The sequence below is a fragment of the Brevibacterium sp. HMSC22B09 genome, assembly GCF_001806795.1.
Taxonomy (GTDB): domain Bacteria; phylum Actinomycetota; class Actinomycetes; order Actinomycetales; family Brevibacteriaceae; genus Brevibacterium; species Brevibacterium ravenspurgense.
Genome location: NZ_KV786001.1, coordinates 21,509 through 22,480, shown reverse-complemented (window position 1 = coordinate 22,480; position 972 = coordinate 21,509). Strand labels below are relative to the sequence as shown.

Here is a 972-nt window from a genome sequence, read left to right as displayed (position 1 = left end):
CAGGTCGATGTCGAAGCCGACGGTCTTGCCATCCTTGACGAACTCAAAAGGTTCGTAGGGAATGTCAGAGCAGACGGTGAGCTTGCCGCTCTGCACCAGATCGAGATCTCCGGCTTCTGCGGCGCTGTCACCGCCACCGCCGCAGCCGGCGAGAACAAAGGATGCTGCCGCCGCGAAGGCGGTAATCGAGAGTGCTTTCTTCACGATGTCTCCTTAATAGCGCGGCAGGCCCATTCGTGCCGCTCCATGGGAACAGACCATACAGTGTCGCGGGTCACATTGGGGGAATTCTTCGGCAGATATTTCTCCACGGTGCGAAATCGTTACCTGCCGCGCGGTCAGGAATCCTTGGCAACGCTGAGGCTGTCTGCGACTTCTTCGCCGAACCACTGCTTAATGAGCTCTGTGTATTCGCCGCTGTCAGTCATTTCCTTCAGCATTGCGTTGAACTCTTCGGTGAGCTCCGTGTTGTCCTTCTTGACGGCCGCGCCAAGCTGCTCGCCGTTGGAGTAGGTTTCGACGAGTTCGAGTTTGTCGTCAGCCTTGGTTGCTGCTGAGATGACCGAGATGTTGCCGATTGCGGCGTCGATTTTGCCGGCCATCAGGGCCTGCGTGAGCATCCCGCCGTTTTCGTACTGCACCGGGTTGATGCCCTCGTCCTGCGCGTAGGTTTCGCCCGAGGTTGCTGCCTGCACGCCGACCTTCTTGTCCTTGACGTCCTTCAGGCTCGCGAAGCCGTCCGACTTGGCGGCGGCCAGCCCGAGGTTGTCGTTGAGGTAAGGGTCGGTGAAATCCATTTTCGTCTTGCGTTCATCGGTGATGGAGATACCGGAGACGGCGATGTCGCACTTGCCGGTGTCGAGCGAAGTTCCCGACTGGATTCCCTCGAAGGGGGTACTCAGAACTTCGGTTTCCACGTCGAGGCGTTCGGCGAGCTTGTCGGCCAGGTCGATGTCGAAGCCGACGGTCTTG

The 972-nt window shown here is 59.1% G+C and carries 1 protein-coding gene and 1 pseudogene; both read right to left on the bottom strand.

Features of this window, described 5'->3' with window-relative positions; translation table 11 throughout:
* Positions 1-204 (bottom strand): annotated as a pseudogene (locus tag HMPREF3087_RS10690) (amino acid ABC transporter substrate-binding protein); the annotation flags it as partial.
* Positions 205-338: 134 nt separating this feature from the next.
* A partial coding sequence (locus HMPREF3087_RS02005; RefSeq protein ID WP_256173011.1) for an ABC transporter substrate-binding protein occupies positions 339-972 on the bottom strand: 634 nt, incomplete at its 5' end.